The sequence below is a fragment of the Pseudomonas sp. ASL8 genome (genome assembly GCF_056680355.1).
This window is the reverse complement of the sequence record NZ_CM155278.1, coordinates 1,440,211-1,453,394: the sequence shown is the minus strand read 5'-3', so window position 1 is coordinate 1,453,394 and position 13,184 is coordinate 1,440,211. Positions and strand designations below refer to the sequence as shown.

The following is a 13,184-nucleotide window of genomic DNA, read 5'->3' as shown; positions in this document are numbered from 1 at the left end:
TTTTTAAGAATAACCGCGCCTCTCTAAGATTGCCTCCACGCCACAAGCAGTTGCCCGCGAATCGCTACTGCAGGCACTTCTTATCAAGGAGCAGAACCATGAGCGCATCTCTACGCAGTGTTGACGGCCAGGACGAAGCAAGCATCCTGCGCGAAATTCAGAGTGCGTTGCGCGACCTGCGCTTCGGTGCAGTGGAAATCACTGTGCATAACGCGCAAGTGGTTCAGATCGAACGCAAAGAAAAATTCCGCTTGCAGACCCCGAGCAACAAGACCAGTTGATCTGCGGACCCAGGCGTTCGCCAGCTCCCACAGGGAGATGAGCTCGACCCGCCAAGCAAAAGCCAACAATCAAAGAATTGTCCAGGAGCTTCACCATGTCTATTCGTCGTTTTGCCTTGGCTGCGCTTGCCAGCGCTGTTTTTGCAGGTTCCGCCGTCGCCAAGGACATTGAGCTGCTTAACGTGTCCTACGACCCGACGCGCGAGCTGTACCAGGATTACAACGCGGAGTTCATCAGTTTCTGGAAGAAAACCCACGCTGATGACACCGTGAAAATTCAGCAATCCCATGGCGGCTCGGGCAAGCAGGGGCGTGCGGTGATCGACGGTCTGCGCGCTGATGTGGTGACGTTGGCCCTGGCTGGCGACATCGACGAAATCGCGAAAATCGGCAAGACATTGCCCGAGAACTGGCAAACCCGCCTGCCGGATGCCAGCACGCCATACACCTCAACCATCGTGTTCCTGGTACGCAAGGGCAACCCTAAAGGCATCAAAGACTGGGGCGACTTGATCAAGAATGACGTGTCGGTCATCACCCCGAACCCGAAAACCTCTGGCGGCGCGCGCTGGAACTTCCTTGCCGCGTGGGCTTATGGCCTGAAGGCGGGTGGTAGCGAAGCCAAGGCACGGGAATACGTGCAGGCCTTGTTCAAGCATGTGCCGATTCTCGACACCGGCGCTCGCGGTTCGACCATTACCTTCGTCAACAATGGTCAGGGTGACGTGTTGCTGGCGTGGGAAAACGAAGCCTTCCTGGCACTGAAAGAAGACGGCGGTGCCGACAAGTTCGACATTATCGTACCTTCGCTGTCTATCCTGGCCGAGCCACCGGTATCGATTGTCGACAAGAACGTCGACAAGAAAGGCACCCGTGAAATTGCCACGGCTTACCTGGAGCATCTGTACAGCCCGGCCGGTCAGGAAATTGCCGCGAAAAACTTCTACCGCCCACGTAACGCAGAAGTGGCGGCCAAATATGCCAGGCAATTCCCGAAACTGGACCTGGTGACTATCGACAAAGACTTCGGTGGCTGGAAAACTGCGCAACCGAAATTCTTCAATGATGGCGGCGTGTTCGACCAGATTTACCAGGCGCAATAGCCTGTGCAGCGCTACGTTGAAAAGCGTGTCGCCTAGTTTGGCCTTTAGCCCGGATTTATTTCCGGGCTTCGTGCGTTAACCAAGGACTTTTATGTCGCGTCGTATTTCCCCCGTCATACCCGGCTTCGGGCTGACGCTGGGCTACACCTTGGTGTACCTCAGCTTGATTGTGCTGATCCCGCTGGCTGCCATGTTCATCCATGCTGCCCAGCTGACGTGGGATCAATTCTGGGCCATCGTCACTGCCCCGCGTGTGATCGCTGCCTTGAAACTGAGCTTTGGCACCGCATTTTATGCCGCCATCATCAATGGTGTGATCGGCACACTGCTGGCCTGGGTGCTGGTGCGTTACACCTTCCCCGGGCGCAAGATCATCGATGCGATGATCGACCTGCCGTTCGCGCTGCCGACCGCTGTCGCCGGTATCGCCCTGACGGCACTGTATACGCCGACAGGTCTGGTAGGGCAGTTCGCTGCGGACCTGGGCTTCAAGATTGCCTACACCCCGCTTGGCATCACCCTGGCACTGACCTTTGTCACGCTGCCGTTCGTGGTGCGCACGGTGCAACCGGTGTTGGCCGATATCCCGCGTGAAGTCGAAGAGGCCGCTGCCTGCCTGGGCGCGAGGCCGTTGCAGGTGTTCCGCTATATTCTGGTGCCGGCCCTGCTCCCCGCATGGCTGACCGGGTTCGCCCTGGCGTTTGCCCGTGGCGTCGGCGAGTACGGATCGGTGATTTTCATTGCCGGCAACATGCCGATGAAAACCGAGATTCTGCCGCTGCTGATCATGGTCAAGCTCGATCAATACGATTACACCGGCGCCACTGCCATTGGCGTGATGATGCTGATGGTTTCTTTCGTCTTGCTGCTGCTGATCAACTTGTTGCAGCGCCGCATCGAAACCCCATCCTAAGGAGGCGCGCATGTCTTACTCAACTGTTTCTGCTGCCGCCTCCGCCAACGCTGCCCGTCGTGGCAGCGCAGTGTCTCGACGGATTCTGATCGGCCTCGGCTGGCTGGTTTTCATCCTGTTTCTAGGGCTGCCGTTGTTCATTGTGGTCTCTCAAGGCCTGAAAAACGGACTGGGGGCGTTCTTCACCGCGATCTTCGAGCCGGACGCATTGTCGGCGCTCAAACTCACCGTGATCGCCGTGCTGATTTCGGTGCCGCTCAACGTCGTGTTCGGCGTCAGCGCCGCCTGGTGCGTGAGCAAGTACTCGTTCCGTGGCAAAAGTATGCTGGTAACCCTGATCGACTTGCCGTTTTCGGTGTCACCGGTGATCGCCGGTCTGGTCTACGTCCTGATGTTTGGCGCTCAAGGCTTGTTCGGGCCGTGGCTACAGGATCACGACATCCAGATCGTGTTTGCCTTGCCGGGTATCGTGCTGGCGACGATTTTTGTGACCGTGCCGTTTGTTGCCCGCGAGCTGATCCCGTTGATGCAGGAGCAAGGCACGCAGGAAGAAGAGGCGGCGCGGTTGTTGGGTGCCAACGGCTGGCAGATGTTCTGGCACGTCACGGTCCCGAACATCAAGTGGGGTTTGATCTACGGCGTGGTGCTGTGTACCGCGCGGGCGATGGGTGAGTTTGGCGCGGTCTCGGTGGTTTCCGGGCACATTCGCGGCGTCACCAACACCCTGCCGCTGCACGTCGAGATCCTTTATAACGAATACAACCACGTCGCAGCGTTTGCCGTGGCGAGCCTGTTGCTGATCCTGGCGCTGTTCATCCTGCTGCTCAAGCAGTGGAGCGAGTCGCGCATTACCCGTCTGCGCCAAAGTGCGGCGGAGGAATAATTCATGTCGATCGAAGTCCGTAACGTCAGCAAGCGTTTCAACGCCTTCCAGGCTCTGAACTCAATCAATCTGGACATTCAAAGCGGTGAGCTGGTGGCCCTGCTGGGTCCGTCAGGCTGTGGCAAAACCACCTTGTTGCGCATTATTGCCGGCCTGGAAACCCCTGATCAGGGCAGCATCGTTTTCCACGGAGAAGACGTCTCCGGGCACGATGTGCGGGATCGCAATGTCGGGTTCGTGTTCCAGCACTACGCACTGTTTCGCCACATGACGGTGTTCGACAACGTCGCGTTCGGTCTGCGCATGAAACCGAAAAACCAACGTCCGACCGAAAGTCAGATTGCGGCCAAGGTTCATGAGCTGCTGAACATGGTGCAGCTCGATTGGTTGTCGGACCGTTACCCGGAGCAACTGTCCGGCGGTCAGCGCCAGCGTATCGCGCTGGCCCGTGCGTTGGCGGTCGAGCCTAAAGTGCTTCTGCTCGATGAGCCGTTCGGCGCGCTGGATGCCAAGGTCCGTAAAGAGCTGCGCCGCTGGTTGGCCCGCCTGCACGAAGACATCAACCTGACCTCTGTTTTCGTGACCCACGACCAGGAAGAAGCCATGGAAGTGGCAGACCGCATCGTGGTGATGAACAAGGGCGTGATCGAACAGATCGGCTCACCGGGCGAGGTGTATGAAAACCCGGCCAGCGATTTCGTCTACCACTTCCTGGGTGACTCCAACCGCCTGCACCTGGACGACGATAACCATGTGCTGTTCCGCCCGCATGAGGTGTCGTTGTCGCGGCATGAGCTGGAAGACCACCACGCGGCCGAAGTGCGTGATATCCGGCCGTTGGGCGCCACCACTCGCGTGACCTTGAAGGTCGAAGGTCAAAGCGAACTGATCGAAGCCGAAGTGGTGAAAGACCACGACAGCCTGATCGGTCTGACGCGCGGTGACACCTTGTTCTTCAAGCCGAAGGTCTGGCAGAAACAGGCGGGTATCTGATTTGTTTGACGCGGCGTGTCAGGCACGCCGCGTCAAACCTTTCACCTGTGCAGGCTGTGCGGAGCCAATTCATCCGCGAATGACGTCAATCAAACCAGCGCTTTCTTCCCGCGAACACCGGTAGGCCCGACACGCTCTTCTATGGCGTGCTTGAGTGGCTGCCGCAGCCCCAGCAAAAACGTCCCTTCGGCCACCACGAACAGCGGCCCGACGATCAGCCCCGACACATCGTCAACAAACGCCGGTTTACGCCCTTCGTAAAAATGGCCGACAAATTGAATCGCCCAACCCACGACAAACAAACCGACGCCGCTGCTCAGCCAGACCAGCGTCGACTGCACGGCGAGCATGTGCCCTGGCCAAAGGGATAGGCCGAGCAGGGCGCCCATCACCACACCGAACCGCATATCCAGGCGTAAGTAGAACCCTGTAGACGCCAGCGCCAGCAGGGTTGCGGGCGAAAGCCATACGCCGCCTATCACGGCGCCGGGGCGCGAAAGGAGCACGGCCACCGCAATGACAATCAGCGGAATGCCGATAAAGTGGCTGACGATGTTGCGTGTGTCGCGATGGTAGGCGGCGTATTGACTGAGATGATCAACGAGGTTTTTCATTGTTATTCCTCCTGTGGAACGATGATCATGCCTCGGGATTTGAAAGGGCTTTGTCTGTTACCCGACAAAGTCTGCAATTAAGGAGTTCATATGAGCGGAGCTGTATGGCGGACCCGACTCCTGACCGGGTACTGGTTCAGCAATCTGCCGGCTGGTTTACAGGACAGCTTGCTCGATGCCGCGAAAACGCGACGCCTGACGCCAGGCAAGCCCTTGTTCCGGCGCGGCGATCCGCCGTGCGGGCTGTATGCGGTGCTCGAAGGCGCGATTCGTATTGGCTCGGTCAGCGAGCAAGGCAAGCAGACGTTGCTGTCGCGGATCGAGCTGCCTTACTGGTTTGGCGAGGTGTCGTTGTTCGACGGCCTGCCGCGCACCCATGACGCATTTTCCGAAGCCCACAGTATTCTGTTGCAGGTCCCGCAGTCGGCGCTGGTGACGCTGCTGGAAAAAGAGCCTCAGTATTGGCGCCATTTCGCGTTGTTGATGAGTCAGAAGCTGCGCCTGACGTTCGTTCACCTCGAGCAGCAAAGCCTGTTGCCCGCTGCCGCCCGCGTGGCCTGTCGCTTACTGTTGATCGCCGAAGGGTATGGCGAGATCAATCGCTCGCGAGAGGTGATCGAGCTGCCCCAGGAGCAGTTGGCGCAAATGCTGTCGATGTCTCGCCAGACCATCAACAAAATCCTCAACGATTTTCAGGCTCAAGGCATCCTGGACATCAGTTATGGCGAAATCAGGATTCTCGACCTGGATAAACTGCGTGCGGCGGCCTCGTAATCAGCCTAGCCTAGACGCACGATAAATGAGGTGCACCATGCGTTTGCTGTTAGTGGAAAACGATCTCAGTACCGCCAATCACTTGGCCAAGGGGCTTGGCGAGTCGGGGTTTAGGGTCGACGTCGCGGAAAACGGCCTGTCCGGCCGCCATTTCGTTGAAGAGAAGGCCTACGACCTGATCATCCTCGATGCCATGTTGCCGGGCCTGAATGGCTGGCAACTGCTGCAACTGGTCCGTCAGCGCGGCAACACGCCCGTGTTGTTCCTGACCGCCCGCGATACCATGGAAGACCGGCTGCGCGGGCTGGAACTGGGTGCCGATGATTACCTGCTCAAGCCCTTTACCCTTGAAGAACTGTTGGTCCGGGTGCGGACCTTGCTGCGACGCGGGCCAACCGGCACTGCCGACAGCTACTCTATCGCCGACCTGGAAATCGACGTGCCACTCCAGCGCGTTAGCCGTGGTGGGCAACGGATCTCGTTGAGCGACCAGGAGTTCGAACTCCTGCAGTTGCTGGTCAGCCGTCAGGGCGATGTCATTTCACGCACGCTGATCGCTTCGCAGGTGTTCAACAATGACATCGACAAGGTCGAAATCGCCATCCATCGCCTGCGCTCGAAAATCGATGAGCGCTACCTGCCTAAACTGATCCATACCGAAGGTGTTGTGGGCTATCAGTTGGCGGTGCTGGAAGACTGATTGAGCCCTGTTGGCTGACTCCAGCATGCACGATAGGCGGCAGTCATGACTGCCCGGTAACGTTTCTGTCACAGCGTGTGGATAAGCTCGAATTGTAAGTTTATTTATGGGCCGCTCCTTAGGCAGGGGGCGGTCCTTTTTTTTGCCTGCCGAATCTATGATCCTTATATTCTTTTAGGGTCTTAACAAATAGCTTCTTATTCCTTAACGAATATATGTCGCGTCCTTATACTTTGCCCATGAACGCAAACAGGCAGGAGGCGCACCCCATGCGTAACGAGTCGATCCGCTATCTGATCGTGCCAGGCTGGCAGGGGTCGCCTGACGACCATTGGCAAACGCATTGGCAGAACAGTTTGCCCAACAGCGCGCGCGTGGAGCAGGCCGACTGGCTCAAGCCACGGCGCGAGGATTGGGTCGGTGAATTGCAGCGCTCGATTGCCGCTGACAGCACGCCGGTGATCCTGATCGCTCATAGCCTGGGGTGCATCACCGTTGCGCATTGGGCCGAACTCGCACCTTTGCAGTCGCTGCGTCAGGTGCGTGGTGCCTTGCTGGTGGCGCCGGCTGACGTTGAGCGGCCGAACTGCTCGCCTGCGTTACGTAATTTCGCACCGATTCCAGGGCACCTGCTGCCGTTCCCGACCCAAGTGGTCAGCTCGGATAACGACACGGCGGTCAGTACTCAGCGAGCACTGGAACTGGCCCATAACTGGGGCGCCGAAGCCGGCATTCTCAGGGGGGCTGGGCACATCAATGTGAAGTCCGGCCATCAGCGCTGGGAGCAGGGCTTCGCCTATCTGTACCGCCTGCAAAACCGAATGGAACACCACGCTCTGCGTCGCGCTTGAATTCAATCGGCGCGGCAGATGTCGCGCTTCACTCATCGACCTCAATAATTTTTACGCCGGGCCCTTGGGCCCTATTGTCTATTTTTAACGCGTGAGTCGTCGCAAGGGCTCAGGCGGGAGTTTGCCATGAGCCTTCACGAAACCTTTGGTCAGCCGTTATTGACCTTCCCCGATGCGGAAAAAAGCCCGCTGAGCATTCGCGCCAAGGCGCTGGTGTTCGTCGACCCACGCTCGCGTCAGTTGCGCGAAGAGCTGGAGCAACTGGCGCCGCGCTCGTTACCGGTGCTGATCCGGGGCGAAACCGGCAGCGGCAAGGAGCTGCTGGCCCGGCACATCCACCGCGCCAGCGACCGTGGGGGCTTGTTCGTGTCAGTGAACTGCGGGGCGATCAGCCCGACGTACGCTGATGCCGAGCTGTTCGGCTATGCCGCCGGCGCTCACAGCAGCTCCGCCAGCAGCCGTGCGGGATGGTTTGGCTCGGCCAATGGCGGGACCTTGTACCTGGATGAAATCGGCGATTTGCCGCTGCCGATACAGATCAAACTGTTGGCTGCGCTGGAGAACCATGAAGTGACCCGCGTTGGGGCCCAGCAACCCAGCCCGGTGGACGTGCGCCTGGTCGCCGCCACCAGCATCGATCTGGCGCAGGCGGTGGCCGTCGGTAAATTTAACGAGCGGCTGTATCACTACCTCAGCGAAGGTCGACTGGACCTGCCCGCGTTACGCGAACGAGTGGGTGACATCCTGTCATTGGCCGAATATTTTCTCGGCATTTACAGCCAGCGTTTGAGTTTGCCGGTGCCACTGATCAGTGAAGCCGCGCAGCAGGTATTGGAGCGGCACAGTTGGCCGGGCAACACCCGCGAGCTGGAGAACGTTATTCACTTCGCGCTGTTGGTCAGCAGTGGCGATGAAATTCTCCCCGAACACCTCAACCTGCCCGACAGTACCAACCCTCTGACGCAGATCGAGCAACAGGTGGAGCAATTGCTCGCTTTCGCGCGTCCCGGTCAACTGTCGGAATTGCAACGATTGCTCGAGCGCCTGAGCCAACGCGTGTCGCAAGCCCCACGTTAGACGCTGTGTTTCGCGCAGAGAATGGTGCTTGGCTCTAATCAGCACAAAAAAGCATAAGCAGTCGCATAAAAAATATTGTCATGGAATAAGAAATATCGGTAATGTCCGTTTCACGCCGCTGAGTCATCAGGTTCAACCGATGAGCAGCGGCAACTCACTGATAAGCCGTCGTTTGTGACGACCGCGATTTTCGCTAAGGACACCGCATGAAAAAGACGTTGTTGTTGACCGCCCTCGCTGCTGCGCTTTCGATTGGCCTGGCCCACGCGGGTGAAAAACTGGTCGTCGGCGCTACGCCTGTTCCGCACGCCGAGATTCTTGAGCTGATCAAGCCTGAGCTGGCAAAAGAAGGTGTGGACCTGGAAATCAAAGTCTTCAACGACTACGTGCAGCCGAACCTGCAGGTTTTCCAGAAGAAACTCGATGCCAACTACTTCCAGACCAAGCCGTACCTGGATGGCTTCAACAAAGGCAAGAAGGCTGATCTGGTCACCGTCGTCGGCGTTCACGTCGAACCGTTCGGCGGCTACTCGTCCAAGTACAAATCCCTGGCTGACCTGCCGGACGGCGCAACTGTTGCCATTCCAAACGAAGGCAGCAACGCTGGCCGTGCACTGCTGCTGTTGGAGAAAGCCGGTCTGATCACCCTGAACGACCCGACTGACGCACTGGCAACGGTAAAGGACGTCAAGACCAACCCCAAGAACCTGAAGTTCAAGGAGCTGGAGTCGGCCATGTTGGCGCGCGCTTACAACCAGGTTGATCTGGACATGATCAACACCAACTATGCGTTGGAAGCCAAGCTCAACCCGAAGAAGGATGCACTGATTCTCGAAGGCGCTGATTCGCCTTACGTGAACTTCCTGGTGGCGCGTCCAGACAACGCCCACAACGATGCAATCCAGAAACTGGCCAAGGCGCTGACCAGCCCTGAAGTCAAAGCATTCATTGCCAAGAAGTACGACGGCGCGGTACTGCCGGCGTTCTGATCTGAATTCAAGCGTTAACGTTTTTTACGCCGGCGGCTTTCATTAGCGTCGGCGTTTTTGCGTTTGGAGCAGGAGGTTATCTCCATGACCTGCGCAGCCGGATCGCTAGCGTGTTCAGTGATATCAATATTCCTTAACGGTATTTAAATTAAGTTTCTTATACCTATAAAGTTCTGACTCTTGTTACCCAGCACACCTGGAGTCGGAGTTCTCATGCCAGCAGCCTCCCAAGCGTCCTCATCTGCATACCTAGCCGATCAAGCATTCGACATCCGCCCCTTCGCCGAAAAAGTGGGTGCGGAAATCACCGGACTGGATCTGTCCCGGCCTCTCAGCGATGCGGACTTCGCCCGTGTCCATCAGGCGCACCTGGACTACCACGTCGTGGTGTTTCGCGATCAACACATCACCCCGCAGCAGCAGATTGATTTCAGTCGGCGTTTCGGCGTCCTGCAAATCCATGTGCTCAAGCAGTTCCTGCTAAAAAATCACCCGGAAATTCTTATCGTTTCGAACATCGTCGAGGACGGTCAGCCGATTGGCCTGGGTGATGCCGGCAAGTATTGGCACTCGGACCTGTCCTACAAGGAACTGCCGAGCCTCGGTTCGATTCTGCACGCCCAGGAGCTGCCTGACGAAGGCGGTGACACGTTGTTCGCCAACCTGCACCTTGCCTGGGATACGTTGCCGCACGCCCTGCGTGAGGCGGTCGAAGGCCTCTCGGCGGTGCATTCCTACACCTCGCGCTACAGCGAAGGCAAAAATGCTGCGAACTGGCGCCCGACGCTGACGTCCGAGCAGCTTGCACAAGTGGCTGAAGTGACTCACCCGATTGTGCGCACCCATCCAGAAACCGGGCGCAAGGCGTTGTTCGTCAGCGAAGGATTCACCACGCGCATCGTTGGCCTGCCGGAAGACGAAAGTCGCCAGCTGCTGGATGAGCTCTACGCCCACAGCGTGCGCCCAGAGCATGTCTATCGTCATCAATGGCAGCCGCATGACTTGGTGTTTTGGGACAACCGTTCAATGATCCATCTGGCCACCGGCTGCCCGACTGAGCTGCGCCGCAAGCTGTTTCGCACCACCATTCAAGGCGATGCGTCGTTCTGATCAGGGGAGCTGTTTCATGAATGCTGTTTTGCAGGGCCACACGGCCAGCGATAGCTCGATCGCGCAACAGGTCAATCAGCTGACCGCTGAGCCCTTGTTGCAAGTACAGGGCGTGAGCCTGGAGTACCGCACCCCCGAGCGGGTGGTGCGGGCGACCCATCAAGTGAGTTTTGAAATCGACCCGGCGGATCGCTTCGTGCTGCTGGGGCCCTCGGGTTGCGGCAAATCCACCTTGCTCAAAGCGGTGGCCGGCTTCATTCAGCCCAGCGAAGGGCAGATCCGTCTGGCGGGCGTGCAAATCAAAGAACCTGGCCCGGACCGGATAGTGGTGTTCCAGGAGTTCGATCAATTGCCGCCCTGGAAAACCGTGATCCAGAACGTGATTTTCCCGCTGGTGGCGTCTCGCACCCTCAAGCGTCGCGAGGCCGAAGAGCGTGCGCGTTACTACCTGGACAAAGTCGGCCTGAGCGCGTTTGCCGATGCGTATCCGCACACCTTGTCTGGCGGTATGAAAGCGCGGGTGGCGATTGCTCGCGCCTTGGCCATGCAGCCAAAAATCCTGTTGATGGACGAACCCTTTGCCGCCCTCGATGCACTGACCCGCCGCAAGATGCAGGAAGAGCTCCTGGCGCTGTGGGACGAGGTGCGCTTCACCTTGTTGTTCGTCACCCACTCCATCGAAGAAGCACTGGTGGTCGGTAACCGGATTTTGCTGCTGTCGCCCCATCCGGGCCGCGTTCGGGCTGAAATCAACAGCCATCAATACGACCTGAATAGCCTCGGCGGTGTCGGTTTTCAGACCGCCGCACAACGTATTCATCGCCTGCTGTTCGATGAGGCCGGGACCGAACCGACAGACCGCGAACTGAGCTTCCAGGATGTGCGCATAGCGTACTGAAACGCCGAGTTCCTAAACATGATCCACAAAGAGAATTCGAGCATGAGTATCCGAGAGGAATACGAAATCACCCTGGCGCCTTTTACCCAGGCGGCACTGGCGCGTGATATCCCGCTGACGCAACGCATCTGGCAACTGAGCTGGGTGCGCAAAAGCGTGATCCTGATCGCCCTGGCGGTGATCTGGGAACTGGCTGCGCGTGTGCAAAACAATGACCTGCTGCTGCCGAGTTTTTTGCAGACCGCCGCTGCTTTCTACGACGGCATCATCACCGGTGAATTGCTGAGCAAGGTCTGGATTTCCTTGACCGTGCTGGTCAAGGGCTACCTGATCGGGATCGTCCTCGCGTTCGGCTTGACGACGCTGGCGGTATCAACGCAATTGGGCCGCGACCTGCTCAGCACGCTGACCGCGATGCTCAACCCGCTGCCTGCGATTGCCTTGCTGCCGTTGTCGCTGCTGTGGTTCGGCCTGGGTGAGAACAGCCTGATTTTCGTGCTGGTGCATTCGGTGCTGTGGGCGCTGGCGCTCAACACCTATGCGGGCTTTCTCGGCGTCTCGGAAACCCAACGCATGGCCGGGCGCAATTACGGTCTCAAGGGGCTGCGCTTCGTCTGGTTCATTTTGATCCCTGCCGCGCTGCCATCGATTCTGGCCGGGCTGAAAATTGGCTGGGCCTTCGCCTGGCGCACGTTGATCGCCGCAGAGCTGGTGTTTGGTGCGTCGTCGGGCAAAGGCGGATTGGGCTGGTACATCTTTCAGAATCGCAACGAGCTGTACACCGACAAAGTATTCGCCGGATTGGCAGCGGTGATTTTGATCGGCTTGCTGGTGGAAAACCTGCTGTTCAACAACATCGAACGCCTGACCGTAAAACGCTGGGGCATGCAGCGCTGACAACACGCCGTATGGACCGGACCACCGGACATGTCGCCTCTCTTATTACCTTCTTATCTACAGTGTGAGGATTTCATGGCCACTTCTTTCAAGCGTCCGGCGCTTACAGCACTTGCGACGGCATTCGGTTTATTCGGGGCACTCCTGAGCAGCGGCGCGCAAGCAGAAGGCAGCATCAGCATCGCCCAACAATTCGGTATCGGTTACCTGATTCTCGACGTGGTGCGCGATCAGCAGTTGATCGAGAAACACGGCAAACAACAGGGGCTGGACATCAAGGTCGACTGGAACAGCATCTCGGGGTCTACGGCCATGAACGAAGCATTGCTGGCCGGTGCGCTGGATGTGGTCTCGGCCGGGGTTCCTCCGATGCTGACCCTATGGGACCGGACCAAGGGCAAGCAGAACGTCAAGGCCATCGCTTCGCTGGGTTCGATGCCCAACTACCTGCTGAGCAACAATCCGAACGTGAAGTCGTTGAAAGACTTCACTGACAAGGACCGTATCGCCGTGCCCGCCGCAGGTGTCGGCTTCCAGTCACGCACGTTGCAGATCGAAACGGCCAAACAGTTTGGCGATGCCGACTTCAAACGCTTCGATACGATCTCCGTCAGCCTGCCACACCCGGACGCCACCTCGGCGTTAATCGCCGGTGGTTCTGAAATCAGCTCACACTTCTCCAGCCCGCCGTTCCAGTATCAGGAGCTGGAAAACCCGAAGGTGCATAAGGTGCTCAGCTCCTATGACGTGCTCGGCGGTCAGGCCACGTTCAACGTGCTCTACACCACCGAAAAATTTCACGACGAAAACCCCAAGACCTACAAGGCGTTCTATGACGCCCTGGCTGAAGCCGAGCACATCATCAAGGCCGACAAGCCTGCCGCCGCCCAAACCTACCTCCGTGTAGAACAATCGAAATTGCCATTGGCCTTCGTCGAAAAAATCGTCGCCGACCCGGAAATCGATTTCACCATCACCCCTCAGCGCACCTTCATCTACGCCAGCAAATTGCACGAACTGGGCGTGCTGAAAAACAAGGCTGACAGCTGGAAAGACTTCTTCTTCGAAGAGGCACATGGCACGCCGGGGAGCTGATTTCAA

General features: G+C 58.0%; 15 protein-coding genes. 14 read left to right on the top strand and 1 reads right to left on the bottom strand.

Annotated elements, in window-relative coordinates:
* Positions 1-98: 98 nt before the first annotated feature.
* The 5 genes from oscA (at position 99) to AC1MEA_RS06515 (ending at position 4,173) form a co-directional block, all read left to right on the top strand.
* Positions 99-281 carry a sulfur starvation response protein OscA gene (oscA, locus tag AC1MEA_RS06535; protein WP_322218840.1) on the top strand — a complete coding sequence of 61 codons (183 nt, stop codon included), beginning with the start codon at positions 99-101 and terminating at the stop codon, positions 279-281.
* 95 nt (positions 282-376) lie between these two features.
* Positions 377-1,384 (top strand): sulfate ABC transporter substrate-binding protein, encoded by a 1,008-nt coding sequence (locus AC1MEA_RS06530; RefSeq protein ID WP_219063720.1) that lies wholly within the window; start codon positions 377-379, stop codon positions 1,382-1,384.
* Positions 1,385-1,475: 91 nt separating this feature from the next.
* The gene (gene cysT, locus AC1MEA_RS06525) at positions 1,476-2,297 is read left to right on the top strand and encodes a sulfate ABC transporter permease subunit CysT (protein ID WP_449635280.1); all 822 of its coding nucleotides are present in this window, start codon (positions 1,476-1,478) and stop codon (positions 2,295-2,297) included.
* Between the two features lie 10 nt (positions 2,298-2,307).
* Positions 2,308-3,180 (top strand): sulfate ABC transporter permease subunit CysW, encoded by an 873-nt coding sequence (cysW, locus tag AC1MEA_RS06520; protein WP_322177261.1) that lies wholly within the window; start codon positions 2,308-2,310, stop codon positions 3,178-3,180.
* Positions 3,181-3,183: 3 nt separating this feature from the next.
* Entirely contained in the window at positions 3,184-4,173 is a 990-nt protein-coding gene (locus AC1MEA_RS06515) for a sulfate/molybdate ABC transporter ATP-binding protein (RefSeq protein WP_480917154.1), read from the top strand.
* 89 nt (positions 4,174-4,262) lie between these two features.
* Here the strand turns inward: AC1MEA_RS06515 and AC1MEA_RS06510 are convergent, their stop codons facing one another.
* Positions 4,263-4,787, bottom strand: coding sequence for an Mpo1 family 2-hydroxy fatty acid dioxygenase (locus AC1MEA_RS06510; protein WP_480917153.1), 525 nt, complete (start codon positions 4,785-4,787; stop codon positions 4,263-4,265).
* A 90-nt stretch (positions 4,788-4,877) separates the two neighbouring features.
* Here AC1MEA_RS06510 and AC1MEA_RS06505 point away from each other — a divergent pair, with 90 nt between their 5' ends.
* The 9 genes from AC1MEA_RS06505 to AC1MEA_RS06465 all read left to right on the top strand — a co-directional run bounded on the left by AC1MEA_RS06505 (position 4,878) and on the right by AC1MEA_RS06465 (position 13,178).
* Complete coding sequence (locus AC1MEA_RS06505) at positions 4,878-5,561, top strand: Crp/Fnr family transcriptional regulator (RefSeq protein WP_480917152.1); 684 nt, start codon at positions 4,878-4,880, stop codon at positions 5,559-5,561.
* A 37-nt stretch (positions 5,562-5,598) separates the two neighbouring features.
* Positions 5,599-6,261: a response regulator gene (locus AC1MEA_RS06500; protein WP_219063726.1), complete on the top strand. Its 663-nt coding sequence runs from the start codon at positions 5,599-5,601 to the stop codon at positions 6,259-6,261.
* A gap of 269 nt (positions 6,262-6,530) precedes the next feature.
* Positions 6,531-7,112 carry an alpha/beta hydrolase gene (locus AC1MEA_RS06495; RefSeq protein WP_480917151.1) on the top strand — a complete coding sequence of 194 codons (582 nt, stop codon included), beginning with the start codon at positions 6,531-6,533 and terminating at the stop codon, positions 7,110-7,112.
* A gap of 126 nt (positions 7,113-7,238) precedes the next feature.
* Positions 7,239-8,189 (top strand): sigma 54-interacting transcriptional regulator, encoded by a 951-nt coding sequence (locus AC1MEA_RS06490; RefSeq protein WP_219063729.1) that lies wholly within the window; start codon positions 7,239-7,241, stop codon positions 8,187-8,189.
* 206 nt (positions 8,190-8,395) lie between these two features.
* Positions 8,396-9,178, top strand: coding sequence for a MetQ/NlpA family ABC transporter substrate-binding protein (locus tag AC1MEA_RS06485; RefSeq protein ID WP_480917150.1), 783 nt, complete (start codon positions 8,396-8,398; stop codon positions 9,176-9,178).
* Positions 9,179-9,391: 213 nt separating this feature from the next.
* Positions 9,392-10,288: a TauD/TfdA dioxygenase family protein gene (locus AC1MEA_RS06480; protein ID WP_480917149.1), complete on the top strand. Its 897-nt coding sequence runs from the start codon at positions 9,392-9,394 to the stop codon at positions 10,286-10,288.
* A 16-nt stretch (positions 10,289-10,304) separates the two neighbouring features.
* Entirely contained in the window at positions 10,305-11,186 is an 882-nt protein-coding gene (locus tag AC1MEA_RS06475; RefSeq protein ID WP_480917148.1) for an ABC transporter ATP-binding protein, read from the top strand.
* A 42-nt stretch (positions 11,187-11,228) separates the two neighbouring features.
* Positions 11,229-12,083: an ABC transporter permease gene (locus AC1MEA_RS06470; RefSeq protein WP_219063733.1), complete on the top strand. Its 855-nt coding sequence runs from the start codon at positions 11,229-11,231 to the stop codon at positions 12,081-12,083.
* Between the two features lie 75 nt (positions 12,084-12,158).
* Positions 12,159-13,178 (top strand): ABC transporter substrate-binding protein, encoded by a 1,020-nt coding sequence (locus tag AC1MEA_RS06465; RefSeq protein WP_480917147.1) that lies wholly within the window; start codon positions 12,159-12,161, stop codon positions 13,176-13,178.
* Positions 13,179-13,184 lie beyond the last annotated feature (6 nt).